General features: G+C 69.0%; 14 protein-coding genes. 8 read left to right on the forward strand and 6 right to left on the reverse strand.

Going from position 1 to position 19516, the window contains the following annotated elements; translation table 11 throughout:
- Positions 1 to 154: 154 nt before the first annotated feature.
- Positions 155 to 931: a TetR/AcrR family transcriptional regulator gene (locus DKM19_RS07890; protein ID WP_110695128.1), complete on the reverse strand. Its 777-nt coding sequence runs from the start codon at positions 929 to 931 to the stop codon at positions 155 to 157.
- A gap of 111 nt (positions 932 to 1042) precedes the next feature.
- On the opposite strand from DKM19_RS07890, the gene DKM19_RS07895 reads away from it, so the two are divergent.
- From DKM19_RS07895 to DKM19_RS07915, 5 genes are all read left to right on the forward strand, one after another.
- On the forward strand, positions 1043 to 2497 hold the full coding sequence (locus tag DKM19_RS07895; protein ID WP_239514139.1) for an MFS transporter: 1455 nt from the start codon (positions 1043 to 1045) through the stop codon (positions 2495 to 2497).
- A gap of 484 nt (positions 2498 to 2981) precedes the next feature.
- A complete protein-coding gene (locus tag DKM19_RS07900) occupies positions 2982 to 4283 on the forward strand; it encodes an aspartate aminotransferase family protein (protein ID WP_110695130.1) in 1302 nt (433 codons plus the stop codon).
- The gene (locus DKM19_RS07905) at positions 4280 to 5785 is read left to right on the forward strand and encodes a CoA-acylating methylmalonate-semialdehyde dehydrogenase (RefSeq protein ID WP_110695131.1); all 1506 of its coding nucleotides are present in this window, start codon (positions 4280 to 4282) and stop codon (positions 5783 to 5785) included. Before DKM19_RS07900 ends, DKM19_RS07905 begins: the two co-directional genes overlap by 4 nt.
- A gap of 435 nt (positions 5786 to 6220) precedes the next feature.
- Complete coding sequence (locus DKM19_RS07910; protein WP_162641356.1) at positions 6221 to 7453, forward strand: extracellular solute-binding protein; 1233 nt, start codon at positions 6221 to 6223, stop codon at positions 7451 to 7453.
- Between the two features lie 244 nt (positions 7454 to 7697).
- Entirely contained in the window at positions 7698 to 8924 is a 1227-nt protein-coding gene (locus tag DKM19_RS07915) for a saccharopine dehydrogenase family protein (protein ID WP_089207806.1), read from the forward strand.
- Positions 8925 to 9701: 777 nt separating this feature from the next.
- Here the strand turns inward: DKM19_RS07915 and gabT are convergent.
- A complete protein-coding gene (gene gabT / locus DKM19_RS07925; protein WP_110695133.1) occupies positions 9702 to 11054 on the reverse strand; it encodes a 4-aminobutyrate--2-oxoglutarate transaminase in 1353 nt (450 codons plus the stop codon).
- A 96-nt stretch (positions 11055 to 11150) separates the two neighbouring features.
- Between gabT and DKM19_RS07930 the strand changes: the two genes are divergently transcribed.
- The gene (locus DKM19_RS07930; RefSeq protein ID WP_110705550.1) at positions 11151 to 12611 is read left to right on the forward strand and encodes a PucR family transcriptional regulator; all 1461 of its coding nucleotides are present in this window, start codon (positions 11151 to 11153) and stop codon (positions 12609 to 12611) included.
- A 169-nt stretch (positions 12612 to 12780) separates the two neighbouring features.
- Here DKM19_RS07930 and DKM19_RS07935 read toward each other — a convergent pair whose 3' ends face one another.
- A complete protein-coding gene (locus tag DKM19_RS07935; RefSeq protein ID WP_089207809.1) occupies positions 12781 to 13407 on the reverse strand; it encodes a TetR/AcrR family transcriptional regulator in 627 nt (208 codons plus the stop codon).
- A 214-nt stretch (positions 13408 to 13621) separates the two neighbouring features.
- On the opposite strand from DKM19_RS07935, the gene DKM19_RS07940 reads away from it, so the two are divergent.
- The gene (locus DKM19_RS07940; protein WP_110695134.1) at positions 13622 to 15049 is read left to right on the forward strand and encodes an aldehyde dehydrogenase family protein; all 1428 of its coding nucleotides are present in this window, start codon (positions 13622 to 13624) and stop codon (positions 15047 to 15049) included.
- Positions 15050 to 15254: 205 nt separating this feature from the next.
- Here DKM19_RS07940 and DKM19_RS07945 read toward each other — a convergent pair whose 3' ends face one another.
- From DKM19_RS07945 to DKM19_RS07955, 3 genes are all read right to left on the reverse strand, one after another.
- Positions 15255 to 15440, reverse strand: a complete 186-nt coding sequence (locus tag DKM19_RS07945; RefSeq protein WP_089207811.1) for a hypothetical protein — start codon at positions 15438 to 15440, stop codon at positions 15255 to 15257.
- Positions 15441 to 15748: 308 nt separating this feature from the next.
- Positions 15749 to 16987 (reverse strand): serine protease, encoded by a 1239-nt coding sequence (locus DKM19_RS07950; RefSeq protein ID WP_239514140.1) that lies wholly within the window; start codon positions 16985 to 16987, stop codon positions 15749 to 15751.
- A gap of 55 nt (positions 16988 to 17042) precedes the next feature.
- Positions 17043 to 18119, reverse strand: coding sequence for a serine protease (locus tag DKM19_RS07955; RefSeq protein WP_110695135.1), 1077 nt, complete (start codon positions 18117 to 18119; stop codon positions 17043 to 17045).
- A 183-nt stretch (positions 18120 to 18302) separates the two neighbouring features.
- Here DKM19_RS07955 and dxr point away from each other — a divergent pair, with 183 nt between their 5' ends.
- Positions 18303 to 19487 (forward strand): 1-deoxy-D-xylulose-5-phosphate reductoisomerase, encoded by a 1185-nt coding sequence (dxr, locus tag DKM19_RS07960; RefSeq protein WP_110695136.1) that lies wholly within the window; start codon positions 18303 to 18305, stop codon positions 19485 to 19487.
- The last annotated feature ends 29 nt before the right edge of the window (positions 19488 to 19516 follow it).

Here is a 19516-nt window from a genome sequence, read left to right on the forward strand (position 1 = left end):
ATCGCAGCAGGTTGGCGGAGCATCGCATGACGCCGGGCCGCAGGGCGTGACGTCGCGACTGGCAGGAAGTTGGTACGAAAGCGAGCCCGTCCGGCCGACCGGGCGGCGCCGGAGAGGTGGTCCGGCCGATCGCTGCGGCCCTCGCCGGAATGAGTCACTCCGCGCCGGCGTGCTCGTCGTCACGGGACGCCTCGGGCGATCGCAACGGCGACGCCGCGGACTGGGCGCGGCGGTTCAGGCGCGCTTCGAGGCCGTCGAGGATGCAGCTCAGGCCGAACTCGAAGCCGAGGGCTATGGAGGTGTTGATGTCTATCGCGGCATAGCGGGCGCGCAGTTCGGGATAGTCGGCCGCGGCCTTCTCCACCGTCGGCCGCGTGGTCTCGTGCCATTCGGCGATGGTCATGCCCGATCCGGCCAGCGCGTTCAGCAGGGAGATCTCCGGCACGGTGATGCCCGCCACGTAGGACAGCAGCGTCGAGGCGGCGTAGTCGCGCTCGAAGTCCTGGAACCCGGCCCGCGCGAAGGTGCCGCTCAGCCGGCTCATGAGCTGCATCGCGTTGGGGCCGACGGCGGGCATCGTCCCGACGAGGGGCATCGCCCAGGGGTGCCGGAAGAGTGCCTCCCGCATCCCGTATGCGAAGAGGGTCGCGGCGTGCCGCCAGTCGGTCGTCTCGTAGGTCTCCAGGAGCTTGAACTCGCCGTAGAACTCGTCCAGGACCAGTTCGAGCAGCTCGTCCTTGTTGGCCACGTGCCAGTAGATGCTGGTGGCCCCCGAGCCGAGTTTGGCGCCCAGGCGGCGCATGCTCAGCGCGTTCAGCCCTTCGGCGTCGAGCAGTTCCACGGCGGCGCGCACGATCTGTGTCCGGCTGAGCGTCGGACTCTTGCTGGTGCGGGGCTCGCGGGTCCAGACCGAGCTGAAGGGCTGTTTCACGGCTCCAGTATAAATTCACTCGCACGATGTACGAGCTTGTCGTACGCTGTGCGAGTGATATCGAACACTGTGCGAGTGGAACGCGACCCCCGGCGTTGGTGGATCCTTGGAGTGCTCTGTCTGAGCCTGCTGGTCCTCGTGGTGGACAACACCGTTCTGAACCTGGCCATCCCCGCCCTGATGACCGACCTGGGGGCCAGCCCGTCGGACATCCAATGGATCATTGACGCCTACGTCCTGGTCTTCGCCGGCCTGCTGCTCACCGCCGGCAGCCTCTCCGACCGCTACGGCCGGAAACGTTTCCTGATCATCGGCCTGACGCTGTTCGGCGGCGCCTCGCTGATCGCCCTGCTGGTCACCGAGCCCTGGCAGCTGATCGCCGCCCGCGCGCTGATGGGTGTCGGCGGCTCCATCCTCATGCCGAGCACGCTGTCGATCCTGATCACCGTCTTCGACGATGAGGAGCGCCGCAAGGCGATCGCCGCGTGGAGTGCCGTGGCCATGGTCGGCGTGATCGCCGGTCCCACGCTGGGCGGCTTCCTGCTCGATCACTACTGGTGGGGCTCGATCTTCCTGCTCAACGTGCCCATCGCGGTCGTCGCGATCATCGCGGCGGCGTTGCTGATGCCCGAGTCGCGCGGTCCGGTCCGGCGGCTCGACCCGCTCGGCGTGCTGCTGTCCACGGTCGGCATGAGTGCCCTGGTCTTCGTGGTCATCTCCGTGCCGGGCGCGGGCCTGACCGCGCCCGCGACGCTGGTCGCCGCGGCGCTGGCCGTGCTGGGGCTGGGGGCATTCGTGCTCTGGGAGCTGAGGTCGGCCCATCCGATGCTCCCGCTCGAGCTGTTCCGCGACCGCAACTTCAGCGGGTCGTCGTTCTCGATCGTGCTGATGTCGTTCGGCACGGGCGCGCTGCTGCTGATGCTCACCCAGTATCTGCAGTTCGTGCTGGGTTACGACCCCATGAAGGCCGGTCTGGCGCTGCTGCCGTACGCCGTGGCCGCCGCGCTGTTCAACGGGGTCGGCGCCGGTCTCGGGCAGAAGATCAGCAACCGCGTGCTGATCGCGGTCGGGTTGAGCGTGATGGCGCTCGGCTTCGGCGTGCTCGCCTTCATGACCGGCGAGACCGGGTACGGCATGCTGATCGCCGCTCTCATGCTCATGGGGATCGGCGGCGGCCTGGCCGGACCCGCGGCCTACGCCACGCTGATGGGGGCGGTGCCGCCCGCGCACGCCGGTGTGGGATCAGCCCTCAACGACACCGTCCAGCAGGTCGGAATGGCGCTGAGCGTCGCCGTGCTCGGCAGCGTGCTGGCCGCGACCTACACCTCGTCGATGCCTCCGGAGGCCCCGGCCGTCGCGCGGGAGTCGATCGCCGGCGCGATTCGGCTCGGGGATCCGGGACTGATCAGGACCGCCCGGGACATGTTCGTCTCGGCCATGTCGTTCGGCTCCTGGGTGGGCGTCGGGTTCACCCTCGCGGCCGCCCTGCTGGCGTTCGTGGTGTTGCGGCCCGCTCCCCGGATCCGTGCCGACGCGGACGCGGACCTGGTGGAAGCGGGGCGCTGAGGGCTCCCGAGGACGTCGATCCTGCGCGTCCGCTCCGTCGATGGCCGATCTGCCGAGCAGGTCGGCCATCGACGCGGATGACCGTACGGGGTGCCGGGGCCGGGGAGGCTCGTCGAAGCCCCGAATCATTCATGTATTTCAGGTTGTTTTAATAGGAAATATGAGTGACCATGAAGATGGCGAGGTCGGATGACCGCCGATGCTCGGCGAGGAACCTGGGGGGTGCTTCGCTCGAGCCCCTGTACGGCTTGCGCCTTCCGTCGCAGGGCGCAAGTCGTACAGGCCTCGTCCGGCGGGCGGGGCCTGCGGGGCCGTCCATCTCGCCGGAGGGGGCCGATTGCGGGAGGATGGCCTGGTCGATCCGTCATTGGGGAATCCCCGAGTGTGACGTGAAAGACAGGGTCTGACAGTGTGACGGGTTTGATGGCAATCTTCCGACAGGGTGTCGGTAGGAGTGGTAGCCCGAAACCGCGATAATTGATGTATGTCGGATCTCCTTGCGCGCCATCGCGCGGTAATGCCCAACTGGCTCTCCATCTACTACGACGAGCCCATCGAGATCGTCGGGGGCAAGGGCAACCGGGTCGTCGACGCGGCGGGCAAGAGCTACCTCGACTTCTTCGCGGGGATCCTGACCAACATGATCGGGTACGACGTGCCCGAGGTGCGCGAGGCCGTCGAGCGCCAGCTCGCCACCGGCGTCGTGCACACCTCCACGGTCTACCTGCTCCGCGGCCAGATCGAGCTCGCCGAGAAGATCGCCAGGCTGTCCGGCATCGAGGACGCGAAGGTCTTCTTCACCAACTCCGGCACCGAGGCCAACGAGACCGCGCTGCTGCTGGCGACCTACGCGCGCAAGTCCGACCAGGTGCTCGCCATGCGGCAGAGCTACCACGGCCGCTCCTTCGGCGCGGTCAGCGTCACGAGCAACCGCAGCTGGAAGAACAACTCGCTGTCGCCGCTGAACGTGCACTTCCTGCACGGCGCCGACCGGCATCTCACCCAGTTCAGGGGGCTCTCGGACGCCGACTACATCAAGGCCTGCGTCGACGACCTGCGTCACGTGCTCGCCACCGCCGTCTCCAATGACGTGGCCGCGCTGATCGCCGAACCGATCCAGGGAGTGGGCGGCTTCACCATGGCCCCCGACGGATTGTTCGCCGCATACAAGGAGGTCCTCGACGAAGAGGGCATCCTGTTCATCTCCGACGAGGTCCAGACCGGCTGGGGCCGTACCGGCTCGGCGTTCTTCGGCATCCAGAACCACGGCGTCACGCCGGACATGATGACCTTCGCCAAGGGCCTGGGCAACGGCTTCGCGGTCGGCGGCGTCGTCGCCCGCGGCGACCTGATGGACAGCCTCCCCGCGGTCGGCCTGGCGACCTTCGGCGGCAACCCGATCTCCATGGCCGCCGCCAACGCCACCCTGGACTACGTGCTCGACCACGACCTGCAGGCGAACGCGGCCAGGACCGGCGCCCTGATCATCGACGGCCTTCGCGAGGCCGCGCCGCGCCTGCCGATCGTCGGCGACATCCGTGGCAAGGGCCTGATGTTCGCCGTCGAGCTGGTCGATCCGGCGACCGGCGAGCCCTCCACCGCGCTCACGGCCCGGTTCATGGAGGAGTCGAAGAAGGCGGGTCTGCTCGCCGGCAAGGGCGGCCTGTATGGCAACGTGCTCCGCATGGCCCCGCCGCTCACCCTGACGGAGGCGGAAGCCGCCGAGGGGCTCGCAATCATCGTCAACGTGCTCGAAGTCATCAACGCTGAGGTCGTCTCGTCGTGAAGAACATCACCCACTGGATCGCCGGGAACCCTGTCGAGGGTTCCGGCCGTACATCCGAGATCTTCAACCCCGCGACCGGAGAGGTCAGCGGGCAGGTCCACCTGGCGTCGGTGGCCGAGGTCGACACGGCCGTGGCCGCAGCCGCGGCGGCCTATCCCGCATGGCGGGACTCCTCGCTGGTCAAGCGGTCGCAGGTGCTGTTCCGCTTCCGCGAGCTGATGTACGCCAACCGCGACGAGCTCGCCAGACTCATCTCGGAGGAGCACGGCAAGGTCCACTCCGACGCGCTGGGCGAGGTGGCTCGCGGACTGGAGGTCGTGGAGTTCGCCTGCGGCATCCCGCACCTGCTCAAGGGCGGGTTCTCCGAGGGCGTCTCCACCCGAGTCGACTCCTACTCGATCCGGCAGCCGCTGGGCGTCGTCGCCGGGATCACCCCGTTCAACTTCCCGGCGATGGTGCCGATGTGGATGTTCCCGATCGCGATCGCCGCGGGCAACGCCTTCATCCTCAAGCCCTCGGAGAAGGACCCCTCGGCGTCGCTGCTGATGGCCTCGCTCTGGAAGCAGGCCGGGCTGCCGGACGGCATCTTCAGCGTCGTCCAGGGTGACAAGGTGGCGGTGGACCGGCTGCTGGAGCACCCGGACGTGCGTGCCGTCTCCTTCGTCGGGTCCACGCCCATCGCCAAATACGTCTACGAGACCGGCACCTCCCACGGCAAGCGGGTCCAGGCCCTCGGCGGCGCCAAGAACCACATGCTCGTCCTCCCCGACGCCGATCTCGACCTCGTCGCCGACGCCGCGGTGTCGGCGGGCTTCGGCTCGGCCGGCGAGCGCTGCATGGCGATCTCCGTCGTGCTGGCCGTGGACCCGGTCGGAGACGAGCTGGTCGACAAGATCGTCTCCCGCGTCTCCGAGCTGACCATCGGCCCCGGCGACGATCCCGCCTCCCAGATGGGCCCGCTCGTCACGCGGGTCCACCGCGACAAGGTCGTCTCCTACCTCGACCTGGGTGTCGCCGAGGGCGCGAAGCTCGTTGTGGACGGCCGCCGGACCCCGGTCCTCGCCGGGACCGCTGCCGAGGACACCCCCGGCTTCTGGCTCGGCCCCACGGTCCTCGACCATGTGCCGGCCGGTTCCCGGGTCCAGCAGGAGGAGATCTTCGGCCCGGTCCTGACGATCGTGCGCGTCTCCTCCTACGAGGAGGGCGTCGAGCTGATCAACGGCGGCGAGTTCGGCAACGGCACGGCCATCTTCACCAACGACGGCGGCGCCGCCCGGCGCTTCCAGAACGAGGTGGAGGTCGGCATGATCGGCATCAACGTGCCGATCCCGGTGCCGATGGCCTTCTACAGTTTCGGCGGATGGAAGTCCTCGCTGTTCGGCGACACCCATGTCCACGGAACCGAGGGCGTGCACTTCTACACCCGTGGCAAGGTCGTCACGTCCCGCTGGCTCGACCCGAGCCACGGCGGCGTCAACCTCGGGTTCCCGACCAACAAGTAGTCCCCCGAGGATCCCGATCGACAGGTGGTTCCCAGGGATCTCCGACCAACACGTAGTCCCCCCCGAGGACCCCGGTCGGCGGGTGATTTCCAGGGATCTCCGACCAACACGTAGTCCTCCCCGAGGACCCCGGCCGGCGGGTGATTTCCAGGGTCCCCTGGCCGACAGGCGGTCCCGAGGATTCCCGAACGACAGGCGGTTCCCAGGGATTCTCGGCCGACAGGCGGTCCCCGAGGATCCCGACCGGCAGCGGGCCCCTGGCCGACGGATGGTTCCCGGCACGGCGGTCACCGTGCCTCGCGAGAGAGCCCTTTCGCGAGGCACGGGCACGGGTGGCGCGGAAAGCGGCCGGGTCAGATGGGTTCGCGACCCTCCGGAACGGGGGCGGGCCGGTAGGCTCCGGTCAGGTTGGCGGCTACGTCGTGAGGGGACTTCGTGGGCAGGGACAGGCTCCGCCGTACACGTCTCGGAGCGCTGCTGGGGGTGGGCGGCCTGGCGCTCGCCGCCTGCACCTCGGCGGGAGCCGCGAGCGTGGTCCGGCCGCCGGGGAGCCCTTCGGCCACGACCACGACCACGCCGGGAGCCGGCTCGGCCACCCCCGGGGTCACCCCGTCCACCCCCACCCCGACTCCCTCGGCGTCCATCGGCAAGGGCGAGGGCACGCTTCAGGTGCTGACGTACCAGGGGCATGTCGAGTACGGCGGGACCAGCACGCGGGTCAACTGGGTCACGCCCTTCGAGAAGGAGAGCGGATGCCGGGTCGTGAAGCTCGACCGGGTCCGGACGAGCGAGGAGATGGCCGCCAAGCTCCGCGGCGGCACCTACGACGTCGTCTCGCCCTCTCCCGATCTGGCCGGGCAACTGGTGGCGGAGGGCAAGGTCGCGCCGGTCGACACGTCGCTGATCCAGCCCTACAAACAGATCCCCAAGCGGTTGCGCGATCTGCCCGCCATGCAGCGGGACCACAAGGTCTACGGCATCCCCTACCTCTGGGGAGTCAACCAGATGATCTATGAGGGGGGCGGCCCGAAGGGGCCCGAAGCCCTCTACGGCGATTCCCCCGTGGCGATCAGGGACACCCCGCTGAGCATCGCCGACGCCGCGCTCGTGCTCAAGAAAACCCAGCCGGATCTGGGAATCGAGGATCCGTTCCAGCTCACCCCCGTCCAGCTCGACGCCGCCGTGAACCTGCTCACCGAGCACGACGGTCCCGACCGGGTCTACTGGCAGGACTCCCTGGATGTGATCCGGCCCTTCTCGGCGGGGACGATACGGCTCGCCGAGGCACTGCCGTACCACCTGGACCTCTTCCAGCGTGCGGGCCGTCCGGTGAAGACCCCGGCCAGGGCGCCGATGACCGGATGGGTCGACTCGTGGATGCTCACGGCCAAGCCCACCAGCCCGAACTGCGCCTACGAGTGGCTCAACTGGATGAGCTCGGCGGACGCGCAGCGCGCGGCCGCCGCCTGGACGGGGCTCGCACCGGCCAATCCGGAGGCCTGCACCGGGCGTGCCCAGCGCATGTGCGAGATCTACCACGCCAAGGACGACGACTGGCTCCGGCGTGTCTTCTTTGCCGTCCGCCCGACGAAGGATTGCGGCGGCCAGGGCGGGGAATGCACTGATTACATCGACTGGACCGAACGCTGGAAGAACCTCGTGAAATGAGCGGGTGTCTCCAGACCCACGTTTGACGAGCTGCGGACCCGCCCCCCTCACCGGGTGAGGGTCCGTCAGGGGCGCTCCGGGTGTTCCCCCGACCCCGGAGCGCTTCGTCTTCCCCGAGGCATGTCTGCCTTCCCTCGAAAACACGACGATTTTCGTAGTGATCATCTCATTTGACGATGGATTCCATGGCAAAATCATGTTCCGACTATCGACTGGTCGACCAGTCAGTGGGTAGTCTTCCCTCATGAGAATCCTTCTTGTGGGAGCGGGCGGCGTTGGTTCGGCCGTGGTTCCGATCGCCGCGCGCCGAGATTTCTTCGAACACATCGTGGTGGCGGACTCCAAACAGGGCCGCGCCGCCGACGTGGTGGCCAAGATCGGAGATCCGCGGTTCAGCGCCATCGGGCTGGACGCCTCCGACCGGGTCGCGGTCGAGGCGGCCCTCGCCGAGCACCGCTGCGACGTGCTCTTCAACGCCGTGGACCCCCGTTTCACCATGCCCCTGTTCCAGGCGGCGCTCAACGCCGGGGCGCACTACCTCGACATGGCGATGTCGTTGTCGAGGCCCCATCCCCGCAGGCCGTACGAGCTGACCGGCGTGAAACTGGGCGACGAGCAGTTCGAGCTGACCGAGGCCTGGCGTGGCGGGGGGCAGCTGGCGCTCGTGGGCATGGGGGTGGAGCCGGGCCTGGCCGACGTGTTCGCGCGGTACGCGTCCGAGCACCTCTTCGAGAGCATCGAGGAGATCGGCATCCGCGACGGGTCGAACCTGGTGGTCGAGGGCTACGACTTCGCGCCGACCTTCTCCATCTGGACGACCATCGAGGAGTGCCTCAACCCGCCGGTCATCTGGGAGAACGGTGACTGGCACACCACCGAGCCGTTCAGCGAGCCGGAGATCTTCGACTTTCCCGAGGGCATCGGTCCCGTCGAGTGCGTGAACGTCGAGCACGAGGAGGTGCTGCTCGTTCCGCGTTACATCGACGCCAAGCGGGTGACGTTCAAGTACGGCCTCGGCGAGGAGTTCATCGGCGTCCTGAAGACCCTGCACAAGCTCGGCCTGGACAGCGCGAGCAAGATCCAGGTCGGCGGCGTGGAGGCCTCACCTCGCGACATGGTCGCGGCCAGCCTGCCCGATCCGGCCACGCTGGGCGACCGGATGAGCGGCAAGACCTGCGCCGGCACCTGGGTGAAGGGCATCGGCAAGGACGGGCAGCCGCTCGAGGTCTACCTGTACCACGTGGTCGACAACGAGTGGTCGATGCGGGAGTACGGTTGCCAGGCCGTGGTCTGGCAGACGGCCGTGCACCCGGTGGTCGCACTGGAGCTGCTGGCGAACGGCGACTGGTCGGGCACGGGAGTGCTCGGGCCGGAGGCATTCGACGCCGTGCCCTTCCTGGAGCTGCTCAACGCCTACGGCTCGCCGTGGGGCATGCGTGACCAGACCCGTGAGGTCCTTCTCTCCGCCTGACCATGCCTTTCTGAGCCTCTCACCGCCCTGGATCGATCACCGCCCTGGACCGATCACCGGCTTGGAGCCTTTCACCGGTGTGGATCGCTCGCCGGGCGGATCGGTTTGGGAGCCCGGCCCGATCATCGGCAGACCGGCTCGGGTCGATCGTCTCCGACTCCGAGCGGAGCCGGTCGTCCGTGATCCGGCCACGCGGACAGGGGCCGGACGGCCATCGGTTTCACCGGGTAGCCGCCGGAACGCTCCGTGCCCTTCCCCGCTCCGGCGGGGGAGGGCACATTTGTCTTCTTCTGCTCTTTTTCTTATGTCTTCTACTATTTGCGCGTTCTGCCGTTCCGCTGAAAAGGTCGTCTCAGAAGAAGGCCACGCGCCGGGGGAAGGGATGGACGTTCGTCTGTGACTCCGGGAGGAGCGCATCCGCGCATTCCGGGCAGGCGAACAGAGCTCTGTTGTCGGGTAGACGGCCGATCCTGATCCGCGGACGCGGCCATTTCTTGTGGCAGGCCACGCAGGCGTCACCCTCGCACTGAGTGCGGCTCAACCCCTCAGGGTCGAACGTCATCATGCCTCGTGCCGTTCTCGTGGGCCCCCAGTTCATCACGCTTCCCGTCCTGATCGCGCACTCTCGTATCGGAACCGTTATAACGCCGATAGGGCGTGTGATCGCTTTGGTGGGTGTCAAGCGGTGGTTAAATTGCTTCCTTTATCGGTGCCGTACAACGGCAAAAAGGGGCACTCGGCACAAGCCGGGTGCCCCTTATGAGGGGGTCTAAACCGTCATACCTCGCTGATCGCCTTCTCCAGAATTGCCAGGCCCTCTTCCAATAGGTGGTCGGGCATGACCAATGGGGGAAGAAATCGCAGGACGTTGCCGTATGTGCCGGCGGTCAGAACCAGCAGTCCCTCGGCGTGGCATTTCTTGGCGATCTCCGCCGCCGCGGTGGGGTGCGGATCCTTGGTGCCGGGAACGATCAACTCGATGGCGATCATGGCGCCGCGGCCGCGCACGTCGCCGATCGCGGGGGTCTTCTCGGCGATGGAGCGCAGCCGGGGGAGCATGATCTCGCCGATGCGGCGGGCCTTGCCGGTCAGGTCGTCGGCCTCGATGGTCTCCAGCACGCCCAGAGCCGCCTCGCAGGCGAGCGGGTTGCCGCCGTAGGTGCCGCCCAGGCCGCCCACGTGGACCTTGTCGAGGATCTCGGCGCGGCCGGTGACGGCGGCCAGGGGAAGGCCGCCCGCGATGCCCTTGGCGGTGACGATGATGTCGGGCACGATGCCCTCGTCCTCGCAGGCGAACAGGTCGCCGGTGCGGGAGAAGCCGGTCTGCACCTCGTCGGCGATGAAGACGATGCCGTTCTCCCGGCAGAACTCCGCGATCTTCGGCAGGAAGCCCTTGGCGGGTTCGATGAAACCGCCCTCGCCCGAGATGGGCTCGATCACCACGGCGGCGACGTTCTCCGCGCCGATCTGCTTGGTGATCTGGTCGATCGCCTGGGCCGCGGCCTCCTCGGCGCAGTTCTCGGGGCCCGTGGGCCAGCGGAACGGGTAGGCCAGCGGTACCCGGTAGATCTCAGGGGCGAACGGGCCGAACCTGTGTTTGTACGGCATGTTCTTGGCCGTCAGCGACATCGTCAGCAGGGTCCGGCCGTGGTAGCCGTGGTCGAACACGACGACCGCCTGGCGGCCCGTGGCGTGACGGGCGACCTTCACCGCGTTCTCCACGGCCTCGGCGCCGCTGTTGAGCAGGAAGGTGCGCTTCTCGTGGTCGCCGGGGGTGAGCCGGTTGAGCTTCTCGCAGACCTCGACGTAGGACTCGTACGGGGTGACCATGAAACAGGTGTGGGTGAAGTCCGCGACCTGCCTGCGCACCCGCTCGACCACGCGCGGGGCGGAGTTGCCGACGCTGGTCACCGCGATGCCGGAGCCGAAGTCGATCAGTGAGTTGCCGTCGGCGTCGACGACGACGCCACCGCCGGCGTGCGTCACGAAGACCGGCAGCGTGGTGCCGATGCCGGGTGGGACGGCGGCCTGCTTACGCGCGAACAGCTCGCGAGACTTCGGGCCGGGGATCTCGGTGACGACGCGGCGCTCCTGAGGAAGCGAGGGGCCGCCCGCGATGACGGTGCTCATGGTGTGACGGTATGTCGCGCGTGTCGGTGTGCCGATGCTGCACTATGGCAAAGTTGTAGGGAACACACTGGCCGTAACGTACAAACGGGGGTGGTCGTGGCACCGACGCTCCGCACTGTTGTACGACGCCTGTCGCTCAAGCTCGGCGTGCTCTCGGGACAGGACGCGCTCGACCGGCCGGTGCGCTGGGTGGCGGTCAGCGAGCTGGAGGATCCGACCCCGTTCCTGGAGGGCGGCGAGCTGGTCCTCACGACGGGCATGCGCCTCGACGCCCGCAACGCGGGGTCCTACGTCGACCGGCTGGTCGGCAGGGAGGTCACCGGGCTCGGCTTCGGCATCGGCCTCGGACACGAGAAGATCCCGGCAGCGTTGGTGGACGCCGCGGCACGGGCCGGGCTGCCGCTGATCGAGGTGCCGCGAGACACCCCGTTCGTCGCGATCGGCAAGGTGGTCAGCGAGCTGCTCGCCGCCGAGCAGTACGACGAGATCAGCCGCGCCTTCGCGGCCCAGGGCCGTCTCACCCGCGCCGCCCTCCGCCCCGAGGGGCCGCAGGCGGTGATCGACCGTCTTGCCCGCGAGCTCGGCGGCTGGGCGCTCCTGCTCGACGAGGCGGGAGCCGTACGGCATGCGACGGGCAGGGGTGCGGCCGTCGCCGCCGAGGGCCTCCGTCCCGAGCTGGAGCGCCTGAGGAAGTCCGAGGGCAGGGGCGCGCCCGCGAGCCTGGCGCTCTCCACGCCGCTGGAGCACGTCATCGTGCAGCCGCTCGGAGCCCGCCGGATCAGGGGGTTCTTCGCGGTCGGCCTGGAGCGGCCCTTCACGCCGGTCGCGCACACCGTGGTCAACGCCGCAGGGTCCCTGCTGACGCTCGCCATCGAGCACGGCGGGGAACACCTGGCCGCCGAGCGCCGGGTCCGCTCCGCGGTGCTCCGGCTGCTGCTGGCCGGGCAGGTGCAGGCCGGGAGGGAGACGCTGGAGCTATTGGGCGACGGTTTCCCCTGCGGGCCACTGGTGGTGATCGCCGCCGGGGGAGACGGGGAGGCGGTTCTGGAGGCCGCGGGCAACGAGTTCGCGGCGGCCGACGAGGACCGGGTGGTCGTCGTCGTCCCGGCGGGCAGGGCCGACACCGTGGTTTTGGCACTCCGGGATCACGGCCCGCTCGGGGTCGGCGCCACGGTGAGTCCCGAGGATCTGCGCACCGGACTTGAGCAGGCGGATCGGGCACTCGCCTCGGCCAGACGCGGGGCCGTGCCGGTCATGCGCTTCGCCGACCTCGCGGGACAGAGCCTGATGTCCCTGCTCGACCCCGACGTGACCGCGGCGTTCTCCTCCGCGCTGCTCGCCCCGCTCAGGGAGCACGGCTCCCGAGCGGACCTGCTGGCCTCTCTGCGCGCCTATCTGGAATGCAACGGCCACTGGGACGCGGCGGCCCAACGGCTCGGGGTGCACCGGCACACCCTGCGCTACCGCATGCGCCGCGCCGCCGAACTCCTCGGCCGGGACCTCGACGATCCGGCGGTCCGCGCCGAGTTGTGGGTCGCGCTGGCCGTGGCGGACTGAACGGTCCTCGCGCCACGAATCAGGGATTACGGGCTGGGACGCGGAGCCCGAGACCTGATCGGGACGCTCGGGGCCGGGACGGGGCGCGCGGATCACGGTGGTGCGGCCCGCGCCGAACGGCAGATCACAGAGAGTCCCGGCGAGCCCTTCCTCACCGCCGGACGCCGGATCAGGACTTGTCGGCCAGATAGCGGGAGACGGTGGCGCGGGTGACCGCGTCATAGGTGCCGCTGTCACGCAGGTGCCCGGCGCGCTCAAGGCTGATGGCGCCCTGGGCGGCGGCCCACAGGGCATCGGCGATCTTCCTGGGCTGGATCGGGATGATGTATCCCGCCGAGATGCAGTCGGCGATCACTCGGTCGAGGACGTTGAGCGCGGCACGGGCGAGCGTCCTGGCCCGCTCGCTCGGCGCGAAGCCCGGGATCGCCCGCTCGAACATCAGGGCGTAGTAGCCGGGCTCGGCCAGAGCCGCGTCCCGGTAGGCGGGACCGAGCGCGCTGAGGTGCTCAAGGGCGTTCTTGCGCGGGGGCACGGCCTCCAGGCGGCGCCGGAACCGTTCGAAGCCCTCCAGGTAGAGCGCCTCGGCGAGCCCTTCCTTGCTGCCGAACATGGTGTAGATGACGGTCGTCGAGCATCCGGCCTCGGTGGCGATGCGGCGCATCGACAGGCTCTCGGGCCCGATGGTGACGAGAAGCTGGCTGGCGACGTCGAGCAGCTTGCCGCGGAGCTCGTCCTGCGAGGCTCGTTCGCCCAGTAGATAGGCACCCTGAAGGCCGCGCGGCGCCGAGGAGGTCATGCGCCCACGCCCTTCCGTCTCAGAGTTCCTTCGATGACTTAGCCACGCCGGAGATGATTCAAACCGGTGCCGTGTAAGGAATATCCCTTAATGCCCATGTTTTTGTTACAGGGCCGGGCGGGAGGCTGTTTTATGCGTAACGGCGCGCCGGTGCAGATCTCTTGTGCGAAGTGGAGCAACGCCACGTCCGGGCACGTGGCATACCGTCGGGGCCATGGACGTGCGCCCCTTCTGGCTCGCCGGTCGCCCCGCCACCGGGGACGCCGAGCTGACCGTGACCAACCCGTATGACGGCAGTGTCGTCGCCGTCTGCTCCGTGCCGACCGAGAGTCAGGTCGCCGAGGCCGTCGCCGCCGCCGCGGCCGTGCGGAAGGAGGCCGCCGCGCTCCCGATCCACGTGCGGGCCGAGGCCCTCGCCCACGTCTCGCGCCGTCTGGCCGAGCGCGCCGACGAGATCGCCCACCTGATCACGGAGGAGAACGGCAAACCGATCTTCTGGGCCCGCGGTGAGGTCAACCGCGCGATCTCCACCTTCCGGTTCGCCGCCGAGGAGACCCGCCGCCAGGGTGGCGAGACCATGCGCCTGGACACCGAGGCCGCCGCCACCGGCCGCCTCGCCTACATCTCGCGCGTCCCGCACGGCCCGATCCTGGCGATCGCGCCGTTCAACTTCCCGCTCAACCTGGTGGCCCACAAGGTCGCCCCTGCCATCGCGGTCGGCGCCCCGATCATCATCAAGCCCGCTCCGGCGACGCCGGTCTCCTCGCTGGTGCTGGGGGAGATCCTGGCCGAGACCGGGCTGCCCGAGGGCATGTTCTCCGTGCTTCCGGTGCCCAACGACCGTGCGGCCGGCCTGGTCGACGACCCGCGCCTGCCGGTCGTCTCCTTCACCGGCTCCAGCCCGGTCGGCTACGCGATCATGGATCGCGTCCCGCGCAAGCACGTCACCCTGGAACTCGGCGGCAACGCCGCCGCGGTCGTGCTCGCCGACGCCGATCTCGACTGGGCCGCCTCGCGGGTGGCGCTGTTCTCCAACTACCAGGCCGGGCAGAGCTGCATCGCGGTCCAGCGGGTGATCGTCGAGGAGTCCGTGCACGACGACTTCGTGTCCAGGCTGGTTCCGGCCGTCGAGGCCCTGGTCACCGGAGATCCCGCCGACGAGAAGACACAGGTCGGGCCGTTGGTCTCGGTCGCGGCAGCCGAGCGGGTGGAGCAGTGGGTCAACGAGGCCGTCGCCGCCGGCGCCCACCTCCTGACCGGCGGCACCCGCGACGGCGCCACCGTCGCGCCGACCGTCCTCACCGATGTGCCGCGGGACGCCAAGGTCTCCTGTGAGGAGGTCTTCGGCCCGGTGATGATCATTCAGACCGTGTCCGGGGTGGACGAGGCGTTCGCCGCGGTCAACGACTCCAAGTACGGCCTGCAGGCAGGGGTGTTCACCCGCAGCCTGGACAACGCCTTCCGGGCCAACCGGGAGATCGAGGCCGGCGGTGTGATCATCGGCGATGTCCCGTCCTACCGCGCCGACCAGATGCCCTACGGCGGGGTCAAGGAGTCGGGAGCCGGCCGCGAGGGCCTCCGCTCGGCCATGGCCGACTTCACCTACGAGAAGGTCATGGTCCTCACCGGTCTGACCCTCTGAAGTTCTCTGAAAAACCGTCGCCGGTCACTGAGCGGGGGTGGGCCCTGTCCTGCGCGCCCACCCCGGCCGGTGCCGGGGATCCTCGATGAGCCACCGGACGGTCTGCAGCCCGTCCGGTGTCAGCGGGCTCCACCGCCGGACCGGGTTCATCAGGCTCGCCTGTGAACCACCGTGGTCACGGGGTGACTCTGCCCAAGATGCAGGATCAGTGCCCGAGCAGGCCACCGGCGAGCTTGGTGAGGTCCTGAGGGTTCAGGCCAAGCTTGCTCAGCTGCTCCATGTGCTGGTCGGTGTCGATCTGCGGGGGCAGCTGCTTGTCGGCCTGCTGCGCGAGGGCGTTGTCGCCACGGCTGCGGAGCATCTCAACGATCTTGCTCTTTTCAATCTTCATGGTGATGCCTTTCTGAGGATCACGGATTTCCGAGGATCGCCGACGGTGGTCGCCGGGACCGCCTGATGAAAGGCGGTCACGTTGCCGGACGACCTGCAGCCGAACGACGGCTGCGGTCAACGATCGGGGCGTTTCTGAGCCGATGGTGCAGATCGTGAATCCTGCAGCCGACATCGTCGACTCCCCCCGTGGTGACCTGCCCCGGTTTATGTGGCGCCACTCCGTGAGGCGCCGTCTTGATCCTGAAAACCTGATCATCCCGCTTTGCGAATCGTTGATCCGCGTCCTCGCCCGCAACTCCCGTGGGGCTACGAGTTCTGGGCGGTGGCGTAGAGCTGCTTGGCCGACTCGCCGAAGTACGGCCCGTACATGGTGCGGCGGTCGTCGCTGTATTTGAAACTGCTCACCGAGGTGAGCGTGCCGCGCCCGGTGGCGGGGTCGAAGCCGCTCAGCCAGGGGCCGCCGCTGGACCCGGCGGTCATGTCACAGCGCAGGCCCTGGTCGTTGGTCTGGTCGTTGGGATCGTCGCGGAGCGAGCCGGCGCAGTAGACCAGGTGCTCGCCGTTGTAGGGCGAATCGGCGGGGAAGCCGAAGCCGTAGGTCTGGCGTCCCCTGGGCGCGCCGAAGGTGATGTCCTGGCCGCCTACGGCGTCGCCCAGGTGCGTGCCGTTCCTGGGGTTGACCGCCACCATGCCGACGTCGTGGCTGTCGTCCGCGCTGCGCGACCACGAACCCGCGACGAACATGCGGCGCGCGGTGAACTGCCCGTAGGGCTGACGCCCCGCGTCATAGCCGGGGACGAAGATCCAGTTGTCGGCCCACGCGCCGGTGCCGTCCTTGACGCAGTGCCCGGCGGTCACCACGAGATCCTTGTTGGCCCCCTTGACCGAACTCGCCGAGCACACGAAGTCCGTTCCGCCGAGGGTGAGGAACACCCGCCCCGTGGTGCGGGCCACGGAGCCGCCCGCGTTCCAGCGGGCCCCGCTGATGCGGGCCGCGGAACCGCGCAGGTGTCCGCGGGCCTCTCCGGTGGGGGCGGCCCGATGGCCGGCGGGGGCGGCCCGGTGGCCGGCCGGGACGGTGGGCCACTCCGCCATCTCGATCGTCGCCTTGGACAGACGATTCGGGACGGTGGGCTGCCCGGGAATCCCGGCGGTGAGCCCGAGCGGACCGGCCGGGGCGATGGACCGACCTGACGTCCCGGTCGCCGCCCTGGGCGGACCGGCCGGGGCGGTGGGTCTGGTGAGTCTCCCCAGCATCCCGGTCACGGTCCCGAGCGGATCGATCGGGACGGCGCCCGCCATCCGGCGAGGGGTCCAGTAGCTGAGCACACGACGCCGGTCCGAGGTGCCGGGGGCGGTCATGTGCTCGACGACGTCTGATCTGCCGGGGGCGGCTACCGAGGCCTTCCCCGCGGGCTGGACGGGCTGGGTGGGAGTGCTTGCGGCCTGCTGCCTGTGCTCCGTGGCCGTGGCGCCGATCATGGGGGCGCACAGCAACCCGGCGACGAGCGAAGCAGTCGCAAGCAGGGGGAGGCTCGGGGTCATGAATCCCGAGTTTGCACTACCGCATGTGTTCTTGCGACTACTTTAGGTAAATCTTCTAGGGAGTGCCGGTGCTCTGCGCGGCCTGGTAGACGGCTCGCGCGTCGGTCCCGAAGTAGGGGCCGAACATCCATCCGGTGGCGAAGTTGTACTTGAAGCTGTTCACCGAGTTCAGGGTGCCCAGGCCGGTGCTCTCGTTGAAGTTGAGGAACCAGGGCCCGCCGCTTGATCCGCCGGTCGTGTTGCAGTTCATGCCGATGTCACGGGACATCAGGATGTCGTCGAAGGCCCGCCCGCTGCAGTAGATCAGCTTGGAGCCGTCGTAGGGACTGGCCGACGGGTAGCCGAAGGAGTGCATCTGCTGCCGCCGCGACTGGTTGAAGGAGACGCCCTGGCCGCCGACCACGTCGGTCAGCGACTTGCCGTTCAGCGGCGCCACCACGGCGGCGGCCACGTCGTAGTTGATGTCCTCACCGTTGTTCCACTGCGGGGTCGTGTAGAGGGTGGTCGCCACCCACGTGCCGTACGGACGGTCGCCGTCCTGGTAACCCGGCACGAACACCCAGTTGTCGTGGAAGGCGCCGCCCATCCTCACGCAGTGCCCAGCCGTGATCACGGTGCTCTTGTTCTCACTGGTCACGGCATTCGCGGAGCAGGAGGCGTTGCGGCCCTGATAGACGAAGAAGACCCGCCCGACGGTTTTCGCGATCGCTCCGCCACGGGTCCACCGCGCTCCGGTGGAGGCGCGGGCGAACGCGGATCCCCGGGCGACCGCGACGGTGTCGCCGTCCGGTGAGGTCGCGGGAACGGAGACGGGGTCGGCCGCGGTCTGAGCCGCGATCGCCGCCGCGGCGAGCCGGATGCCCTCCTTTTTGGGGGCGAGGGTGTCAAGCGGCTGGGCCGCCTCCATCTTCGCCTCGGTCCAGTAGTGCTGGACCGTTTTCTGTTCGGTCTTCGTGTCGGCGGCCTCCTCCTCGACCGGCTTGGGGGCCGCGGCCGCCGTGGCGGCGCCCGCGGTCGTGCCCGCAGCGGCGCCGATGGTGCCCGCGCTGGCGCCATGTGCGACCGCCGTGGAGAGCAGAGTGCTGCCCGCGACGAGGGTGAAAATAGGGACCAAGTGTGCCGTGCGACGCATTTGTACCTCCCGAGACCTGATGCTGTTTCGGGAAGCTAGTGCGCTACGTATCCGCATTTCTCCGGCTTTACAACAATTGATATAGGTAGATTCGGACTTAAATAGCGCCTTTCATCGCGCGTTCCACGCCTTACAGATTTCGGTCCGATTGGACAGCTGGACGTCAGCCGAGAGAATGGTGCGGTGCAGCCAGACACCGTTCGTTCCGTCGTCCTGCTGGGCTCGACCGGCTCCGTCGGGACCCAGTCCCTTGATGTCATCGCCCGTAACCCCGGCGGGTTCCGGGTGGCGGCGCTCGCCGCGGGAGGTGGCCGGATCGATCTGCTGGCTCGCCAGGCGGCCGAGTTCCGGCCCGACGCGGTCGCCGTCGCCGACGTCGACGCCGTACCCGCGCTGCGGGCGGCGCTGGCCGCGCACGGCGTGACCGCCAAGGTGCTCGCCGGGCCCGAAGGGGTCGCCGAGGCCGCGGCCTGGCCGTCCGACATCGTGCTCAACGGCATCACCGGCGCCCTGGGGCTGACGTCGACGCTGGCCGCGCTGGAAGCGGGCAGGGTGCTCGCCCTCGCCAACAAGGAGTCCCTGATCATCGGGGGGCCGCTGGTGAAGCGCCTGGCCAAGCCGGGGCAGCTGATCCCGGTCGACTCCGAGCACGCCGCGCTCGCCCAGTGCCTGTGGGCCGCCGGTCCCACCGGTCCCGCCGCGTCGGCCGTGCGCCGCCTGCTCGTCACCGCGAGTGGCGGCCCCTTCCGCGGCAGGTCGCGTTCGGAGCTCGGCGACGTGACCCCGGAGCAGGCCCTGGCCCATCCCACCTGGTCGATGGGCCCGGTCATCACGGTGAATTCCGCCACGCTCGTGAACAAGGGCCTGGAGGTCATCGAGGCGCATCTGCTCTTCGACATCGGCTTCGACCGGATCGACGTCGTGGTCCATCCGCAGTCGGTCATCCACTCGATGGTGGAGTTCGTGGACGGCTCGGTCATCGCCCAGGCCAGCCCGCCCGACATGCGGCTGCCCATCGCGCTCGCACTCGGCTGGCCGGAGCGGATCGCCGACGCCGCCCCCTCGGTCGACTGGACCAGAGCCCACACCTGGACCTTCGAACCGCTCGACGACGAGGCCTTCCCCTCCGTCGCGCTGGCCCGTCACGTCGGTTCCGCGGGCGGAACGGCCCCGGCCGTCTACAACGCCGCCAACGAGGTCTGTGTGGAGGCCTTCCTGGCCGGCCGGCTGCCGTTCCTCGCGATCGTGGACACCGTGGCCGCGGTGGTCTCCGAACACACCGTCACCGCGGCCGATTCGGTCGCCGAGGTGCTCGATGCGGACACTTGGGCACGGGTAAGGGCACGGGAGCTCACCATGACTGCCTAGACTGAGGAGCGTCGCCGACTCTCAAGGGT

The sequence above is a fragment of the Streptosporangium sp. 'caverna' genome, from assembly GCF_003203775.1.
Taxonomy (GTDB): Bacteria; Actinomycetota; Actinomycetes; order Streptosporangiales; family Streptosporangiaceae; genus Streptosporangium; species Streptosporangium subroseum.